The organism is Acidovorax sp. (genome assembly GCF_046291265.1).
In the GTDB taxonomy this organism is placed as follows: domain Bacteria; phylum Pseudomonadota; class Gammaproteobacteria; order Burkholderiales; family Burkholderiaceae_C; genus Acidovorax.
Window position 1 is genome coordinate 18,937 of record NZ_JBKBTV010000012.1, and the last position, 16,849, is coordinate 35,785.

Annotated in this window: 12 protein-coding genes; 10 read left to right on the forward strand and 2 right to left on the reverse strand. The window is 64.3% G+C overall.

Annotated elements, in window-relative coordinates:
* Positions 1-17 precede the first annotated feature (17 nt).
* The 4 genes from ACK41V_RS06770 to ACK41V_RS06785 are packed head-to-tail and all read left to right on the forward strand — an operon-like array spanning position 18 to position 5,575.
* Positions 18-2,231 (forward strand): hypothetical protein, encoded by a 2,214-nt coding sequence (locus ACK41V_RS06770; RefSeq protein WP_409779631.1) that lies wholly within the window; start codon positions 18-20, stop codon positions 2,229-2,231.
* Positions 2,228-3,505: a type II secretion system protein gene (locus ACK41V_RS06775; protein WP_409779634.1), complete on the forward strand. Its 1,278-nt coding sequence runs from the start codon at positions 2,228-2,230 to the stop codon at positions 3,503-3,505. Before ACK41V_RS06770 ends, ACK41V_RS06775 begins: the two co-directional genes overlap by 4 nt.
* Positions 3,502-4,815 carry a type II secretion system protein gene (locus ACK41V_RS06780; protein ID WP_409779637.1) on the forward strand — a complete coding sequence of 438 codons (1,314 nt, stop codon included), beginning with the start codon at positions 3,502-3,504 and terminating at the stop codon, positions 4,813-4,815. The genes ACK41V_RS06775 and ACK41V_RS06780 overlap by 4 nt, the downstream gene beginning before the upstream one ends.
* A 25-nt stretch (positions 4,816-4,840) precedes the next feature.
* Complete coding sequence (locus tag ACK41V_RS06785) at positions 4,841-5,575, forward strand: type II secretion system protein (RefSeq protein WP_409779640.1); 735 nt, start codon at positions 4,841-4,843, stop codon at positions 5,573-5,575.
* A gap of 292 nt (positions 5,576-5,867) precedes the next feature.
* Here the strand turns inward: ACK41V_RS06785 and ACK41V_RS06790 are convergent, their stop codons facing one another.
* Both ACK41V_RS06790 and ACK41V_RS06795 read right to left on the reverse strand, forming a co-directional pair.
* The gene (locus ACK41V_RS06790) at positions 5,868-6,221 is read right to left on the reverse strand and encodes a hypothetical protein (protein ID WP_409779643.1); all 354 of its coding nucleotides are present in this window, start codon (positions 6,219-6,221) and stop codon (positions 5,868-5,870) included.
* Positions 6,222-6,522: 301 nt separating this feature from the next.
* Positions 6,523-7,959, reverse strand: a complete 1,437-nt coding sequence (locus tag ACK41V_RS06795) for a PLP-dependent aminotransferase family protein (RefSeq protein ID WP_409779646.1) — start codon at positions 7,957-7,959, stop codon at positions 6,523-6,525.
* A 160-nt stretch (positions 7,960-8,119) separates the two neighbouring features.
* Here ACK41V_RS06795 and ACK41V_RS06800 point away from each other — a divergent pair, with 160 nt between their 5' ends.
* From ACK41V_RS06800 to nusA, 6 genes are all read left to right on the forward strand, one after another.
* On the forward strand, positions 8,120-8,962 hold the full coding sequence (locus tag ACK41V_RS06800; protein ID WP_409779647.1) for a c-type cytochrome: 843 nt from the start codon (positions 8,120-8,122) through the stop codon (positions 8,960-8,962).
* Between the two features lie 15 nt (positions 8,963-8,977).
* Positions 8,978-10,258: a c-type cytochrome gene (locus ACK41V_RS06805; protein WP_409779650.1), complete on the forward strand. Its 1,281-nt coding sequence runs from the start codon at positions 8,978-8,980 to the stop codon at positions 10,256-10,258.
* A gap of 77 nt (positions 10,259-10,335) precedes the next feature.
* Positions 10,336-10,737 carry a thioredoxin family protein gene (locus ACK41V_RS06810; RefSeq protein WP_409779653.1) on the forward strand — a complete coding sequence of 134 codons (402 nt, stop codon included), beginning with the start codon at positions 10,336-10,338 and terminating at the stop codon, positions 10,735-10,737.
* 198 nt (positions 10,738-10,935) lie between these two features.
* Positions 10,936-14,283, forward strand: coding sequence for an SNF2-related protein (locus tag ACK41V_RS06815; protein WP_409779821.1), 3,348 nt, complete (start codon positions 10,936-10,938; stop codon positions 14,281-14,283).
* A 386-nt stretch (positions 14,284-14,669) separates the two neighbouring features.
* On the forward strand, positions 14,670-15,266 hold the full coding sequence (rimP, locus tag ACK41V_RS06820; RefSeq protein ID WP_409779656.1) for a ribosome maturation factor RimP: 597 nt from the start codon (positions 14,670-14,672) through the stop codon (positions 15,264-15,266).
* 89 nt (positions 15,267-15,355) lie between these two features.
* Positions 15,356-16,840 carry a transcription termination factor NusA gene (gene nusA, locus ACK41V_RS06825; RefSeq protein ID WP_409779659.1) on the forward strand — a complete coding sequence of 495 codons (1,485 nt, stop codon included), beginning with the start codon at positions 15,356-15,358 and terminating at the stop codon, positions 16,838-16,840.
* Positions 16,841-16,849 lie beyond the last annotated feature (9 nt).

A 16,849-nucleotide genomic window follows, 5' to 3' on the forward strand; every position in this document is an offset into this window, starting at 1 on the left:
CATCTGCCTTTATTCCCATGCTGATGACTAACTTGATTGCCCCCGCACCCCGCCGAGCGCTTGATCGCTCGCGTGGGTTCGGCCTGTTGCAGGTTCTGCTGCTGATCTCGGTAGTTGCAGGGCTGGCCACGATGGGCTACCTGCAGTGGCGCGAGCGTTCTGCCATCAACTCTGCCCGGCAGGAACGGCAGGCGCTGGCTCAGGCCGACCGGGCGATCATGACCTATGCCAGCGTGACGGGGACCCTGCCATGCCCCGACGTTGACCGTGATGGTTTGCAAGACTGCGGTGCGGGTGACCAGAAGGGGTGGCTACCATCCCTCACTCTGAGCCTGGCGGGCGCCGACCCCGGCGTGGATGTGGGCCAGCTGCGATACCTTGTTCAGCGCGGTGGCGGTGAGAACGACCTGACCGTACTCACCGATTCCTGGCGTCCTCTGGAATACAACACCGCGGGCAGGACCTTTGCCTCCATGCGGGAAACCCCCGCAGCAGGGACCTACCAAGCCAACATACTGACCCTGACTGACCTGTGCCAACGCCTGGAAACTGGCCGCACCACACCCTATGCGGCGGGCATGGCAGAAGTGCGCGCACCCACAGTGCGAACCGTGGCGTACGCACTGGTGCACCCAGGCAATGACGATGCAGACGGCAACAATTCACCCTTCGACGGTGTGAATGCCTCAGCCGACCCTGCGGTGGAAGACCCTTCGCGCAGGCCGCTGCTGTCGGCCTACAACGACATCGTGCTGGAGAAGTCGTACCTGAGCCTGTTCATCGGCTTTCATTGCCAGCCGCTTATTGATTCGATCAACACCGTCGCGCTGGCACACGACGTGGTGGAGCAAGTCGCCGACTTGCGCGAGGGCAACATCGAATCTGCCAAACAGTCGATTGCATTCGCCGCGCTGTCGGCAGGCATCACCGCTATCGAAACCACGGCTACCGTGCTGGAGGGCATTTCAGAGGCGGGCAATGCGGCTGCGGCATGGGCTTTGTGCGCGGCCACGCTTGGGTTAGCTGTCAACGCGTGTGCGGCGGCGCCGCAGCACACGGCTGCGATTGTCTTGACGGGGGTATCTATAGGTCTCAATGCCGTGTCCATAGCCGCCAACATCGCGGCGGCGGTGATGGCGGGCAATGCACTGGCGCTTGCGGACAGCTCAGTCGACGCATCGACGCTGACCTGCCCATCCGCTGACTACTCCCAGGCACTTGCCGCTGCAAGGGCCGAGGTCACGGACGCCACCAACGACCGCAATGCCATCGCTGCAGAGCTTGCCACCAAGCGCATTGAGCTGACGGCTGCCGACCTCGCACGCACTGCTGCCATCAACACGCTGGTGGCGCGCTTGCGGCAACCAGGAAGCTCTTCGAACATTGATGACCGGGTACCGCCCCTGCTGGTGGCTGCGGACAGCTGGGAGACCAACTCGTTTGCTGTGGACGGTGCCACCCGACGCAGAAACAACTACCAGGACGCGGTGAACAACTGGAACGCCCAGATCGCCACATACGCGAACATGATTGCCAACCGCACAACGATGCTGGCTCAGTTGAATGCAGAAATTGATGCGCTGGACCTGCAGATTGCCGCTGCGACCACCCCAGCGGCGAGGGAGCCGCTGCAGAAGCTGCGCATGGAGAAGTCCTCTCAAAGGATGCTGTTGAGTGACCCCGTTGAACTGCAGAAGCAGTACGACGATGCGGTGACCGCACGCAACACCGCACAAAGCAACCTGACAGCGGCGCAGAACGATCTCACGACGGCGCAGGCCAACTTGAGCGCTGCCCAGACTGCGTACCAAACGGCCTACAACAACCTGCGAAATGCAGGGCGGTACACCATTCTTGTTGGTGGGGGGCCGGCCACCGTCATCGGCTGCAGCTCGACCGTCAGCGGCGTGTGTCAGTCAGGTGATTTCAATAACACCGACGCGATACGTGATGCGATCCATGACCTCATGGGCGCTTCCAGCACCAGCCCGCACCCTGATTCGAAATACCTTCTGCCTATCAAGATCCGACGGATCATCACCGCTCTGGAAGGGCAGCTTGGACATGCCGAAACACGAATCACTGATGCCCGGAGCCTGGTCACCCGCCTGGAGAACCTGGCTGCCAGCCCGGCACCTTGCAACATCACCGGCCGGGGCGTGACGCCGATGGAGCCCGCCACTTCTATGGGAATCCTCATTCAGGTAGACCAAAAGGGAGGCATTCGATGATGAAGCGCTCCCTGCGCCGTGAGAGCGGCTTTTCACTGGTGGAACTGGCGGTGGCGATGGTCATCATTGGCGTCATCGGTATCTTTGTCTGGCGCTGGGTGGTGTCCACCCGCGAACCCATGCAGCGGCCCGCAATGATGCGCCAGCTGAGCGAGGCCCAGTCCGCTGTCGAGGGCTTTGTGCTGCGCAACGCCCGTCTGCCCTGTGCGGCCGCGGGGACCAACGGCAGTGAGTCCTGCGGCGACGCCGCGGCCGTGCGGTTGCCCTGGCGGACGCTGGGGCTGAGCAGTGAGTTCGGCCGCCTGCACTACGGCGTGAACCGGGGTGGAGGCTGGGACTTGGCAGAGATTCCAAACTTGTTGGTACGGCCTGCGGATGGAGTGTCGCCCGACCTCTATATCGACTTCACGGGCATGCCGGAGTTGCCCGACTATCCCTCAACCCTTGAAACGGCTGTTACCGCTTCCGCCTCTGTGGTCGCGGCCGCGGGCAGAGCGACTGCTGCCATAGTGGCAGCAAAGGGCCGTCGACTGGATCCTCTCACTGGAAATCCCGCGCCTCCCAATGGCCTGGACTGGTGCCGCGTGCTGCGCCGTTTTGCGGCCAATCCGACGGCGGCGGGTGTGTTGGCGGCAGGCAATGTGGCCAACAGCGTGCCAGTGGCCTTTGTGCTGGCACACCCCGGTGAGAACGGCGCCTTTGACGGCAACAACGCGGTGGGCGCAGGGGGCTCCTGGCAATTCGACTTTCCGGGGCGGCCACAGGACAACAACTTTGATGATCTGGCGCTGGCGGTGGGACCGGCCGACCTGGCTGCCCGCATCGGCTGTGCTGCGCGCCTGAGCGAGATGCAGGCTGTCGCGCAGGGCGCTTATGCGGCGTATGACAACGCGCGTGTCATGCAGGAATACTGGAAGCTGCGTGTGTTTGACATCGAGACCTCCGAGTCGGCTGTGCAAGGTGCCAAAACGGGTGTGGCGCTTGCGGCCATGGGGCTGGCGTTGGCCACCGCCAGCGGCGTGCTCAGCATTGCCTCTGCCGCCAATACCGAAGGGGTGACCGCCTTCATCGTGGTCATGGCCGCCGCCAATGTGGGGCTCTCGATCGCCGAAACCGTTCTGGCCGCGCAGGAGCTGGTTGAAGCCGAGGCTGCGTTGGTGGTATCCAAGCAAAAGCAGGCCGCCGCAGATACCTACGCTGTTCAGTTGTATGACACGTTCACGAGCACGCTGAACCACGCCGTCAGTCTCGACACGAAGGGGCTCAACCCATGAAGCGGAACATGATGGGTTTTACCCTGGTCGAACTCTCCGTGGTGCTGTTGGCACTGGGGTTGATCCTGCCTGCCGCGGTGATCTTCTGGCAGTTGCAGGAGCGCCAGCGCGTGACCACCGTTCAGATGGATTCCCAGCAGCAGGCACGTGATGCGTTGCTGGGGTTTCTGCATGCCAACTATCGCTTGCCCTGCCCGGCAGCCGATACAGCCGGTGTGGAGGCTTGCGTAGAGGGCACAGACCCGCGCCAAGTGGGTTATGTGCCTTGGCGCACCCTGGGGTTGCCGCGACCCGAGGCGGGTGCCTTGCGTTATGGCGTGTTCCGCCAGGCATCGGCCGCGACGGCGCATGAAGACCGCGACCTGGCCGTGGCACGAGACCGTATGAACCCGTTGCGCGTGCGCACGCCGTTCCCGGTGCCGCGCAACAATGACGCCCCCAACGACGAAGCACCGCCAATTCCCACTGCCACCGCGACGCTGCTGGGCGTTACCTATTCCGGCGACGACACGGCTCCGCTGAACGCTGCGTGCAATCTGTCGCAGAACCCGCCGTGCCCGCTGGGCGTGGCAGGCGCAGTGAACCTGATCGACGTCTGCCTGGCCCTCAACACGGCCAGCCAGACGCTGACCGCGCCCGCGGGCACGCTGGGTACCAACATGCGCGGTGCACGTCGTTCCGTGGCGTTTGTGATTGCGGCGGCCGGCATGCTGGATGCCGACGGCGATGGCAGGGCTTTTGACGGGGCCAACGCCGCGGCAAGCAGTGCCGATCCGACGTTCGATGCGCCAGGCACAGTGGTTACCAGCACCTACGACGACATCGTGATGTCTGCCAGCCATGCCGAGCTGTTTTCCGAACTGCACTGCGGTGCCGCGCTGTCGGCCATATCGCATGCGCACTTCAATGCAGCCACAGGTGCTTTTGTGCTGGAGCGTGCGCTGTACGACTACCGGGACCAGCTGTTTGTGGCCGTCAAGCTGGCCGAATCGGACGTAGCCGCTGCCACGGCGGGGCTCGCAGGGGGCGCTGCCAGCGTAGCGGACGCGGCGAAGGAGATGTTGTCGGCCACCGCAGACACCACGATGAGTGCTGGCGCCCGTGCCGTGCAGATCGGTCTGGCCGCCGCAGGCATCGTGGCCGCCGCGGTGGGGCTGGCGGCTGCGGTCTACGCAGAGATCGACGCCATTGCGTCGCTGCTGGAAGCCGAGAGAGTGCACGACGAATTTGCCGACCGCACCACCGCGGCGACCGAGCTTTCCACTTCCGTCAATCGCAACACGCTGACCGCAGACGCGATTGGTCATTGATATTTTGCTTACCGAGTCACGCACCATGACCTCATTCCATATTTCTCAACGGGGCGTAAGTGCCTCGCGCCGCCAGCGGGGGTTTTCGCTGCTGGAGCTGAGCATTGCTCTGGTGGTGATCGGGCTGGTGCTGGGTGCGGTGGCCATCGGGCGTGACCTGCAGCGCTCTGCCGCCAACCAGCGGCTGTCCACCGACTTCATTCAGGGCTGGCAACTGGCGTACGAGGCGTTTGTCAACGGCGTGGGGTATCCGCCCGGTGACAACCCCGTCGACCCATCGGGCCGCATCAATGGCAACGGTGCCGCGGCAGGGACTGAGATGTGTGGCACCGCCATGATCAATACCTTCTTGGCCGCAGGCATCAAACTGCCCGACGGCCGCACTGAAGGCCAACAAGACCGGTATGTGTACCTGGACAGCAATGGCAATCCGCAGGAGGTGCGGGTGTGTTTTCAGAGCGTGAATTGGGCAGAGCCTGGTGCGGCGGTGAACACCTATGTAACGCGGCCGCGCAATGTGATTGTGATGAGAGGTGTGACGTTCTCGTTAGCGGGGGCGCTGGACCAGCAGATTGACGGGCACAGCGATGCGCGGTTTGGTCGCCTGCGCGATATCACTCTGGCCAACGACACCACGGCCGGTACCCCTGGGCAAATTTGGCCTATCGATGACAGCATGGCCTTTGGCAGCACCACGTCCACCCGGCTGGACGAGTCTCAAGTAGCGGTAACCACCGCGCTGTTCAAAATGATGCGTTGATGCGCCGCTGATGCGGTCCGCCCCGCGGCTGTGTTGCTGAAAATTTAAGTGTTTTTTGCCTGACTAGGTACGTACCTGCCTCAGATGAAACGCCCTAAGCCTGTCGAAGGGCTGTTTGCAAAAAGCGCCCTGGCTTCGACAGGCTCAGCCCGAACGGTCTCGGGCAAATCTGAGGCATGTGAAAAATCAAGTGTTTTTGGCCTCTAGCGCTTATTCGGTAAGCGCTATCAGCTATTGATTTGGGAGCGATTCGCTTCGGCAGCCCAAGGAGGTGCCGCGGTGGCAAAGCTTGCTACACCGCCCCCGCCAACTGAAACCTTTGGTCAAAGTTCATCTTCCCCAGCACCCGCAGCGCGGCCTGCAGCGTGTTCCCGTCCACTTTGCTGATGTCCAGGCTGTAGCGCCGCTCGGTAGAGACCACGTCCACACTTTTGGTGCCCCACTGCACTGCGACGAGCAAGGATGGCCGTTGCCCCGCTTCGGCACCGACCGAAACGCCGCGCTGCTCCGGCCGCAGCATGAACTCCAGCCGGGGGGCGCGCATGAGCGTGAGGCGGTTGGCGCCCAGGGGGCCCAGCGCGAACGAGACGATCCAGTCGTCTTCGTCTTCTACGGTCAGAAACGGGACAGGCTGGGGTGTGGCCATGGGTGGACGGTGGTCGTGGGGTGCCAGTGGGCTGGCGGATGGGGCCAGCGGTCGCAGAGCGCGGCCCGGGGTGCGGGCGGCGCTCAGTATGCCGTTGCAAGTCCCATGCCGGAGCGGGGAGAACCCGACGTTGGGCGCTTCCAACGCGGCGCTGGCTGTGTCAGCTTCGCGCAAGCTGAAGTTGTGTAAGCGCGGTCGCGTAGAGTAGGGCGCAAGCAAAAAATTTTGGTAAAAAGTGCCTCTAGCGCTTTATCTGTAAGCGCTGATAGCTACTCTTTTGATAGTCCTAGCATGGTTTGGTCTAACCCGCCAAAGCGCAGGCCAGCTCTCCCACGGTTTGCAGCGCGGCTTCAAACCGCTCTTGCGCGGGGTGCCCATAGTTGATGCGCACACAGTGGGCAAAGCGCTGGTCCGCCGAAAAAATCTGCCCCGGTGCCAGGCTGATGCCCCGGGCCAGTGCCTGCCGGTGCAGCGCCAGTGCATCGACCTTGGGCGGAAGCTCCACCCACAAAAAGTACCCGCCCTCGGGCCGCGACACGCGCGTGCCGGGCGGAAAGTGCCGTGCCACCGCCGCCAACGCTATCGCCTGCTGCTGTTCCAGGCTGCGGCGCAGCGCGCGCAGGTGCCGGTCGTAGCCGCCCTGGGCCAGGTATTCGGACAGCGCCTGCTGCGAAGGCATGGCGGCCGAGAGGGTGGTCATCAGCTTGAGCCGCTGCACGGCCGTGGCAAAGCGGCCCGCAGCCACCCAGCCCACGCGGTAGCCGGGGGCCAGGCTTTTGCTGAACGAGCTGCAGTGCATCACCAGCCCCTCGCCGTCAAACGCTTTGGCCGGGGGCGGGCGCTGCGGGGCAAAGTGCAGTTCGCCATACACGTCGTCTTCGATCAATGGCACCTGGTGGCGCGCCAGCAGGGCGACCAGTTCGCGTTTTTTGGCTTCGGGCATCAGGCTGCCCAGCGGGTTTTGAAAGCTGGGCATGAGCCAGCAGGCTTTGATGGGCGGGTGGGGCGGCTGCCTTTCCAGGGCCTCGGCCAGCGCCGCAAGGTCGATGCCGTCGCGCGGGTGGGTCGCTATCTCCAGCGCCTGCAGGTTCAGCCGCTCCAGCGCCTGCAGCGCGGCGTAGAAGGTGGGGGATTCGACCACCACGATGTCGCCGGGCTGGGTGACGGCCTCCAGGCAGAGGTTCAGGGCCTCCATCGCGCCGTTGGTGATGACGATTTCGTCCACATCCACGGCGCTGCCGTGCAGGCCGTAGCGCAGCGCGATCTGCTGGCGCAGGCGCTCGTCGCCGGGCGGCAGGCTTTGCACGATGCTCCACGGGTCAAGCTTGCGCATGCCGCTGGCCAAGCAGCGCGCCAGCCGCTCCAGCGGAAACAGCTCCAGCCCCGGGAAGGCCGAGCCCAGCGGCACCAGGTCGCGGTCACGGGCCAGGCCCAGCACCTCGAACACCAGGTCGCTGATGGCCACGCCGGTGGAGGTGGGTGCGGGCTGAGAGGGCAGGGGCTCGGCAGGCCGGGCTTCGGCAGCGGGCAACCGCGCGCTCACGTAGTAGCCCGAGCGGGGGCGTGCATGGATGAGGCCCTGAGCCTCCAGCAGGTAGTACGCCTCGAACACGGTGGACGGGCTGATGCCGCGCGTGCGGCTGGCCTGGCGCACCGACGGAACGCGGTCTCCCGGGCGCAGCGCGCCGCTGTGGATGAGCTGAGCAATGGCGTCGGCGTGGCGTTCGTAGCGTTTCATGGGGGCAAGAACCCATTCCAGGGCTGGAGGCAGTTCAAACTGATCTGTATTTTTAACTCGAAACTGAATCTGTACTGTTTTTAAGGGTGGGCGTAGAGTGGCGACGAGTGCTGGGGTGCGTGTTGGCATCCACCGGTCTGCTCTATTAGTGACAAAACCCATGATCGATTGCCTGCGCAGCCTGCTGCGCCCTGTTTCTTGTCTGCCCTCTTGTTTGTCTGGCGCCGTTGCCCTGGTGGCGCTGGCTTTAAGTGCTGGCGCTGGCGCCCAGACGGTGCCCGCCAACGCGGCTGCGGCCACCTCGGCGGCCACGGTGTCGGCGTCCTCCATGTCGTCGCGCGTGCTCGCTTGCACGGCCTGCCACGGCAAAGAGGGCCGGGCCACGCCCGACGGTTACTTTCCGCGCATTGCGGGCAAGCCAGCGGGTTACCTGGCCAACCAGCTGCTCAACTTTCGGGATGGGCGGCGCAGTTACCCGCAGATGACCTACCTCATCGAGCACCTGACCGACGACTACCTGCGGGAGATGGCCGCGCACTTTGCGGCGCAGGACTTGCCGTACCCCCCGCCGCCCGCACCCCAGGCGCCCGCCGCCGCGCTGGAGCGTGGCCGGGCGCTGGTGCGGCACGGTGATGCTGCGCGCAACATTCCCGCCTGCGTGTCGTGCCACGGCGCGGCGATGACGGGCGTGAACCCGTCCATCCCCGGCTTGCTGGGCCTGCCGCGCGACTACCTGAACAGCCAGCTGGGCGCCTGGAAAACCGGCCAGCGCCGCGCCCATGCCCCCGACTGCATGGCCGATATCGCCCAGCAACTGACGCCCGACGATGTCAGTGCCGTGTCTGCCTGGCTGGCCGCCCAGCCCGTGGCGGCAGGTGGCAAGCCCGCCCGCACCTTGCCCGCTGCGATGCCCGTACGTTGCGGTGGTGTGGCCGATGTGACGGTGGCGGCAGCAGCTGCTGGTGGCCCTGCGGCTGGCAGTGTTGTTGGCGCCGTGCGCTGAGAAAGGATGCCCGTCATGAAACGCATCCTCTGGACGATTTCTTCCGTGCTGGCGGCCTTGGGCGTTGCAGCCGCGGTATTGGTCACCTTGAACCTGCGCGGTGAAGAGCCGCTGCCCACCAGCGAAACCCTGCAAAGCACGCCTGAATTGGTGGCGCGCGGCGAGTACTTGGCCCGCGTCGGCAACTGCATGGCCTGCCACACCACGCAGGGCGGGGCGCCGTTTGCTGGCGGGCGCGGCATCGAGACGCCGTTTGGCGTGGTGCACAGCTCCAACCTCACCTCCGACAAGCGCCACGGTGTGGGCAGCTGGACGTCTGCCGAGTTCTGGCGCGCCATGCACCACGGCCGCAGCAAGGATGGGCGGCTGTTGTACCCGGCCTTCCCGTTTCCCAACTACACCGAGGTGACGCGCGAGGATTCGGACGCGATCTTTGCGTATCTGCAAAGCGTGCCCGCCGTGGCCGAGGCCAATCGCCCGCATGCGCTGCGTTTTCCGTACAACACGCAGGCGGCGCTGGGTGTGTGGCGGGCGTTGTTCTTTGCGCCGGGCGCCGCACAGCCACAGCCCAAGCAGACCGCTGAGTACAACCGCGGTGCTTATCTGGTCAACGGCCTGGGCCACTGCACCGCCTGCCACACGCCCCGAAATGCGCTGGGCGCTACGACCGAGGCCAAGGCCTTCACGGGTGGGCTGATTCCCGTGCAAAACTGGTATGCCCCCGCGCTCAATGCGGCGGCCGAGGCGGGCGTCAAAGAATGGGCGACCGAAGACGTGGTGGCCTTGCTGAAGACCGGCGTGGCCCCGCACGGATCGGTGCTGGGCCCGATGGCCGAGGTGGTGTTCCGCAGCACGCAGTACCTGACCGATGCCGATGCGCGCGCGATGGCGGTGTACCTGCAGGCCCTACCGCAGCAAAACGAAAACCCCCCGTCCACCCTGCCTGCACCACCGGCCAGCGCCATGGCGCGCGGTGGCAAGGTGTACGAACAACATTGCTTGCAATGCCACGGAGACCAGGGGCAGGGCGAGCCGGGTGCCTTCCCGGCGCTGGCAGGCAACCGGGCGGTGGTGCTGAACGACCCCACCAACCTGGTGCGCGTGGTGCTGCAAGGCGGCTACCTGCCCGCCACGGCAGGCAACCCGCGCCCGCATGGCATGCCACCGTTTCAGCAGTTTCTGTCGGACGAGGAGGTGGCAGCCGTCACCACCTTTGTGCGCAACAGCTGGGGCAATCAGGCCCCCGGTGTGGGTACCATCGAGGTTTATCGCGCCCGCGAACGGCGCGGCATGTAGCGGGTGGGTGAGGGCTGCGGCGGAGTGCGCCCCGCCTGCGCCACCCGCCGCGCGCAAACCACCCAGGAGCCCCGTTGATGCAAAGCCCGGCCGCGTTGCCCGAATCCACCCCGCCCCATCATCCTGCCGCCACTGCGCCCGGCGGCTGGTGGGCCGTGTGCTTGTGTGCAGGCTGGTGTGGCACCTGTGGCGTGTACCGCCCCCTGTTTGACGAGTTGGCCCGCGCGCACCCGGACGTGCGTTTTGAGTGGGTGGACATTGAGGATGACTCGGACATCGCGGGTGACCTGGATGTGGAAACCTTCCCCACGCTGCTCATCGCGGACGGCCAGCGGGCGTTGTTTCTGGGGCCGCTGCTGCCGCAGGCGCCGGTGCTGGCGCGGCTGCTGACCAGTCTGCAGGCGGCGCCGGGTGGCGCAGGAGCGGGCGGCGAGGCGCAGGCGGTTTTTGAGCGTGTGCGCGCTGCGCGTGGGGCGTAGTGGAATGGGGCTCGTAGCTGTCGCACACCTTTGACCCTGCCTGTGTCAAGAAATACTCCTGTTTTTATAGCTGCTAGCGCTTGATGGATAAGCGCTAAAGCCATTTTTTGCTTGAAATTTGTGTCTACACCCCGCACTCCGTGGTTTCCGCTCAATTCACTGCAAGCCCAGTGCGACAAGGGTGCATGGTCGCGTGGGATGGATCTGTACCGCGGCGCAGAGGTGGTCCGCATCGATATAGAAGAAGCCGGGGGCGGCAGCTGGCGTATCGAAGGCGAGGTGCAGGGCAGCTTGCCCGAACCGTATGAAGTGTCGGTAGAGCTTGTTCTTGCGCCCAACGGGCAGGTCAAGCACTGGTCGGGTGACTGCACTTGCCCCGTCGGTGGAGATTGCAAACACGCCGTGGCCCTGACGCTGGAGGCTGCGCATCTGGGCCCAGAGAAGGGCGCACTGCCGATGCAAACCGTGGATGCGCTCAAATCCCTGCAAGACCGAAAGGATGCCCTGGCACGCGCCGAGGCCGAAGCCCGGCTGGTGCACTGGCTGCAGGACTGGGACCGCGCGGTGGGCGCCGCCACCTCGCAGGCGCCAAGTGCACATCCAGGGCGGCCCGAGTGCTATCTGTACCTTGTCTCGACCGTGGGGCAGTCGCGCACCACAGTGCCGCAGATGCAGCTGGAGGCCGTGGTGTCTTACCCCAAGGTCACCGGTGGCTGGTCCAAGCCCAAGCAGATCCGCACGCAGCCCGGGCCGGGCCAGGCGGTGTACGACCGCGCCAGCGATGCCGACCGCCAGGTGCTGCAACTGCTGCGCGCCATGCCGCGCAGCGTGGGGTACTACTCGGCCTACAGCGTGGCGCCCATTGGCGTGCTGGAAGGCGCGGTGGGCCTGCTGGCGCTGGAGCAGGCGGCTGCCACGGGTCGCCTGTTTGTGGATGCGGGCGGATCAACGGTGGGCGCCGCGTTGCGCTGGGGCGAACCGTTGCCCATCGCGTGGGGGTGGAAAGAGTCCGTGGCGGCCCATGGCGGCGAGAGTGCCTGGGCCTTGCGGGCCACGCTGCCCAGCCCCACTGCCACCCTGTGTGACAACCACCCCCCGTTGTACCTGGACGCAGCCCAGGGCGTCTGCGGCCCGGTGCACGCCGACGGCCTGAGCCCCGCGCAGGTGGCCATGCTGCTCAAGGCGCCTGCACTCAATTCCACCGCCCTGCAAAAACACCATGCTGAAGTGGCCAGCCGCCTCGGTGGCGTGCTGCCGCTGCCGCCGGTGCTCGGCCCGCTCACACGGGTGCAGGGGGTGAAACCCGTGGCACGCCTGCATCTGGCGCCGTCGCCTCCGAATGAAGTGGCTGACATGGGCCTGATCACCGCGCAATTGCGGTTTGACTACCATAGCCATGTGGGTTGGTGGGCGGGGCAGGAACTGGCCGTGCTGGTGCCCGGTGCCGACGGCGGGCAGGTCCTGCTGCAGCGCGACGGCTTGGCAGAACTCAACGCCATCGAACGCCTGATGGACCTGGGCCTGCTGGGCACCGACGACGGGCTGTTTGGCATTCCGGGCGAACGCTCGCAGAACGACTGGATGCACTGGGCGGACAACGGCTTTGGGGTGCTGCGCGACGCGGGTTTTGACATCACGCTGGATGCCGCGCTGGACGGCTGGATCCAGCATGCCGACACGCTGGCCGTGGCCCTGCAGCCCGAAGGCGATGACGAGGCCACATCGCCCTGGTTTGCGCTGTCGCTGGGCATGGAGATCAACGGCGTGCGCCACAACATCCTGCCCTGGCTGCCCCACCTGATTGCCGCTGCGGCGACCCAGCCGGTGCACCCCGACACGGGCTTGCCCCAGTTGCCGTCGCATGTGTATCTGCCATCGCTGGCGGGCCCCGGTTTTGTGCGACTGCCCACCGATGCGCTCCAGCCGTGGATGGCGGCGCTGCTGGACCTGGTGTGCGACCGGGCGCACGACTTCAACGGCGACAGCCTGAAGCTGTCGCGTCTGGATGCCTTGCGCACCAGCGCCGCGCTGGGGGAGGGCGCTGTGTGGGAGGGCGCCGATGCCTTGCGCGCCATGGTGGCCCAGCTGCAAGGCGCCACCGCGTTGCCCGAGGTGCCACTGCCCGCCCGCGTGCTGGCCACGCTGCGGCCTTATCAACAGCAGGGCCTGAACTGGTTGCAATTTTTGAGCGCGCACGGCCTGGCCGGTGTTCTGGCGGACGACATGGGCCTGGGCAAAACGCTGCAGACCCTGGTCCATATCCAGGTTGAAAGGGATGCAGGGCGCCTGACCCATCCCGTGCTCATCATTGCGCCCGTGAGCCTGATGGGCAACTGGCAGCGCGAGGCCGCGCGGTTCTGTCCGGATCTGCGCTGCCTCGTGTTGCACGGCGCAGGCCGCCACGCGGTGGCCGATGAGGTCACCGAGCATGATCTGGTCATCGCCCCGTATTCGCTGCTGCAGCGCGACCGCGAGCGGTGGCTGGCCCACCCATGGCATTTGGTGGTGCTCGATGAAGCCCAGAACATCAAGAACGCCAGCACCCACGCCGCCCAGGTGGTCAGCCAGCTGCAGGCGCGCCACCGGCTGTGCCTGTCGGGCACGCCCATGGAAAACCATCTGGGCGAGATCTGGAGCCTGTTTCACTTTTTGATGCCAGGTTTTCTGGGCAGTCAACAGCGCTTCAAGGAGGTGTTTCGCACGCCCATCGAAAAATGGGGCGACGGTGCGCGCATGGCGCAGTTGCGCGCGCGCATCACGCCGTTCATGCTGCGCCGCACCAAGGCGCTGGTGGCCAGCGAGCTGCCGCCCAAGGTCGAGTCGGTGATGCCCGTGGAGTTGACCGGTGCCCAGGCCGATCTGTACGAAACCATCCGCTTGGGCATGGAAAAAACCGTGCGCGAAGCCCTGCAGTCGAAGGGGCTGGCCAAGTCGCAAATCACCATCCTCGATGCGCTGCTCAAGCTGCGTCAGGTGTGCTGCCACCCGCAGTTGGTGCCGCTCGATGCCGCGAAAAAGGTCAAGACATCGGCCAAGCTGGACCAATTGATGGCGCTTTTGCCCGAAATGCTGGCCGAAGGGCGGCGCATTTTGCTGTTCTCTCAATTCACTAGCATGCTCACGCTGATCGAGGCGGAGCTGAAAAAGCGCAGCCTGCCCTGGGTCAAGCTCACGGGGCAAAGCCAGAAGCGCGACGCGATCATCGAACAGTTCACCAGCGGGCAGGTGCCGCTGTTCCTGATCAGCCTCAAGGCGGGCGGGGTGGGGCTCAACCTGCCGCAGGCCGACACGGTGATCCACTACGACCCCTGGTGGAACCCGGCGGTAGAAAACCAAGCCACCGACCGCGCCCACCGTATCGGCCAGACACAAAGCGTGTGGGTGATCAAACTGGTGGCGCAGGGGACGATTGAAGAGCGCATTCTGGCGCTGCAGGAGCGCAAGGCGGAGCTGGCGGGTAGCCTGTACAGCGGGTCGGCAGCGCGCAAGGAGCCGTTGTTTACCGAGGGCGATCTGGCAGAACTTCTGCAGCCGCTATCGCACTGATAGCTGCTGGCGCTTGATGGGTGAGCACGAGGCGCTGTTTTGGCACTGCATCGCCTGGCGGGCCGCATGAACGCTGGGGTGGACGCTGTTTCGCTTGTTGCAAGGGCGTGTTGACAACAGTTTTACCCGTGCGTGTCTTTGCAAATCAACACTTTGCACGCTACAATACGAGCCTCACGACCAAGCGGGCGGGTACCAACCGCCCGTTTTTTTTGGTCGAACGCTTTTGGAGCTCGAAGCTGTCGGAGAGGGTCTCCGGGGGTTATCGGGTTTTTTGTTTTGGATTTACGCAATCAAGGGTGCACAAAGGTGCTTCTCTGGAATGGGCTGCTGGCCTGCTCCATATTTGTGTAGATCGTGTTGTTTTCCGGGATTGAACTGAACACGTGGCATTGCAGCAAGTCGTTGAACAAATTGTGACGGGCCTGGGGTACGACCTGGTGGAGATTGAACGCTCTGCCGGTGGCCTGCTGCGCATCACCATCGATTTGCCCTGGGTGCAGCCGGCCGCCGATGCGCCCTCCCCCGTGCTGGAGCAGTTTGTCACGGTCGAAGATTGCGAGAAGGTCACCCGCCAGTTGCAGTTTGCGCTGGAAGTGGATGGTGCTGAGTACAAGCGCCTTGAGGTTTCATCTCCCGGTATTGATCGCCCTTTGCGCCACGAGCAAGACTTTGTGCGTTTTGAGGGTTCGATCATCGACGTCACTCTGCGGGTGCCCATTGGCGTGGCAGCCGCGGCAGGGCAGGTGAATGCCACACGCAAGAAATTTCGCGGCACGCTGGAGCGGGCCGAGGCTGGAGGTTGGCAGATCGTCTGGAGCGATGCGCCACCGGTAAAGCCAGGTCAAAGAGTAAGCAAGAAGCGCGTGCCCGCCCCGTTGCAGGCTTTGGGCTTCACCTTGGATGAAGTGCGAGACGTCCGTTTGGCGTCCATCGTTGATTTCAAGGGCCGTGCAGGCAAGGCCGGGCCAACGCCCCACTGAGCTGTCGGATGAATTGGGTCGGGTGGCCGCCAGGCATGTGCCAAGTGCAGCCCCTCGCCTTCGGGTGATTGAAACAGGAGAGTCGTCGCATGAATCGCGAATTGTTGATGTTGGTTGAGGCCATTTCGCGCGAAAAGAACGTGGAGCTTGATGTGGTCTTGGGTGCCGTGGAGGCTGCCCTGGCCCAGGCTACCAAAAAGCTGTACCAAGGTGAGGTGGACATCCGCGTGTCCGTTGATCGCGACAGCGGCAACTACGAGACTTTCCGTCGCTGGCTGGTGGTGCCCGATGACGCAGGTCTGCAAAATCCTGAAGCCGAAGAGTTGCTGATGGATGCGAAAGACCGCATCGCAGACATCGAAGTCGGCGAGTACATCGAAGAAGGTGTGGAGTCGGTGCCGATTGGCCGCATTGGCGCCATGGCCGCCAAGCAGGTCATCCTGCAAAAGATCCGCGACGCCGAGCGCGAAATGCTGCTCAACGACTTCATGTCGCGTGGCGAACGCATCTTCACGGGCACCGTCAAGCGCATGGACAAGGGCGACATCATTGTCGAGTCCGGCCGCGTCGAAGGCCGTTTGCGCCGTGGCGAGATGATCCCCAAGGAAAATCTGCGCAGTGGCGACCGTGTGCGCGCCATGATCATGGAAGTGGACCTGACACTGCGCGGCGCTCCCATCATCCTGTCGCGCTCGGCCCCCGAGTTCATGATCGAACTCTTCCGTCAGGAAGTGCCCGAGATCGAACAAGGCCTGCTAGAGATCAAGAGCTGCGCCCGTGATTCCGGTTCGCGCGCCAAGATTGCGGTGTTGAGCCACGACAAACGCGTGGACCCCATCGGCACCTGCGTCGGCGTGCGTGGCACCCGTGTGAATGCGGTGACCAACGAACTCGCTGGCGAGCGCGTGGACATTGTGTTGTGGTCTGAAGACCCCGCTCAGTTCGTCATTGGCGCTTTGGCCCCGGCCAATGTGTCCTCCATCGTGGTCGATGAAGAAAAGCACGCCATGGACGTGGTGGTGGACGAGGAAAACCTTGCCATCGCGATCGGCCGTGGTGGTCAGAACGTGCGCCTGGCGTCCGACCTGACCGGCTGGAAGATCAACATCATGGACGCTGCCGAATCGGCGCAAAAGCAGGCCAACGAGTCTGACACTGCCCGCAAGCTGTTCATGGAAAAACTCGATGTGGACGAAGAAATCGCCGACATCCTGATCTCCGAAGGTTTCAACACCCTGGAAGAGGTGGCCTATGTGCCGCTGCAGGAGATGTTGGAAATCGAAAGTTTCGACGAAGACACCGTCAACGAGTTGCGTGCGCGTGCCAAGGACGCTCTGCTGACGATGGAAATCGCCCGTGAGGAAAGCGTGGATGAGGTCTCCCAAGACCTGCGCGACCTCGAAGGCCTCACCCCCGAGCTGATTGCCAAGTTGGCTGACGGTGGTGTTCACACACGTGACGACCTGGCCGATCTGGCCATTGATGAACTGACCGACCTGACCGGACAGTCTGAAGAAGATGCCAAAGCCTTGATCATGAAGGCGCGCGAACATTGGTTCGCGGGGCAAGAGTAAAGGTCAGGG

Bases quoted from the DNA above. Each gene is read 5' to 3' on its own strand.
- ACK41V_RS06785 (WP_409779640.1), top strand. From the start codon at position 4,841: ATGACCTCATTCCATATTTCTCAACGGGGCGTAAGTGCCTCGCGCCGC.
- ACK41V_RS06770 (WP_409779631.1), top strand. From the start codon at position 18: ATGCTGATGACTAACTTGATTGCCCCCGCACCCCGCCGAGCGCTTGAT.
- ACK41V_RS06780 (WP_409779637.1), top strand. From the start codon at position 3,502: ATGAAGCGGAACATGATGGGTTTTACCCTGGTCGAACTCTCCGTGGTG.
- ACK41V_RS06805 (WP_409779650.1), top strand. From the start codon at position 8,978: ATGAAACGCATCCTCTGGACGATTTCTTCCGTGCTGGCGGCCTTGGGC.
- ACK41V_RS06795 (WP_409779646.1), bottom strand. From the start codon at position 7,959: ATGAAACGCTACGAACGCCACGCCGACGCCATTGCTCAGCTCATCCAC.
- ACK41V_RS06810 (WP_409779653.1), top strand. From the start codon at position 10,336: ATGCAAAGCCCGGCCGCGTTGCCCGAATCCACCCCGCCCCATCATCCT.
- nusA (WP_409779659.1), top strand. From the start codon at position 15,356: ATGAATCGCGAATTGTTGATGTTGGTTGAGGCCATTTCGCGCGAAAAG.
- ACK41V_RS06790 (WP_409779643.1), bottom strand. From the start codon at position 6,221: ATGGCCACACCCCAGCCTGTCCCGTTTCTGACCGTAGAAGACGAAGAC.
- ACK41V_RS06800 (WP_409779647.1), top strand. From the start codon at position 8,120: ATGATCGATTGCCTGCGCAGCCTGCTGCGCCCTGTTTCTTGTCTGCCC.
- ACK41V_RS06815 (WP_409779821.1), top strand. From the start codon at position 10,936: ATGGATCTGTACCGCGGCGCAGAGGTGGTCCGCATCGATATAGAAGAA.
- ACK41V_RS06775 (WP_409779634.1), top strand. From the start codon at position 2,228: ATGATGAAGCGCTCCCTGCGCCGTGAGAGCGGCTTTTCACTGGTGGAA.